The following is a 288-nucleotide window of genomic DNA, read 5'->3' as shown; positions in this document are numbered from 1 at the left end:
ATTAAAAAGGCGGTAAGCATTGCAGAATCTTTTGAGGTATCTAAGCAATTTTGGGCCTATCTGGTACAAAAGGGTGTACTGTCTAAACCCGAAGATTTCATTAAGCATATTCCTCATTTAAGCTTTGTATGGGGCAAAAAAAATGTAGATTTCTTAAAAACCCGTCATACCAATCTTACGTCCTGTAACTTGTTTAAAGACATGGAGTACAGCGAAGACACTAAAACCTTAAAAGAATGGATACCATTGGTCATGGAAGGGAGAGATGTAAAGGAAAAAGTGGCAGCC

General features: G+C 37.8%; 1 protein-coding gene. It reads left to right on the top strand.

Annotated features, from left to right (window positions below; all coding sequences use genetic code 11):
* Window positions 1–288: malate:quinone oxidoreductase (locus RMT89_RS42290; RefSeq protein ID WP_315889073.1), on the top strand; the 288-nt coding region annotated here is incomplete at both ends.

Origin of the sequence: Streptomyces sp. P17 (assembly GCF_032436805.1) — a bacterium.
Taxonomy (GTDB): domain Bacteria; phylum Actinomycetota; class Actinomycetes; order Streptomycetales; family Streptomycetaceae; genus Streptomyces.
Note: the sequence above shows the minus strand (reverse complement) of the source record. Positions and strands in the feature narration are given on the sequence as shown.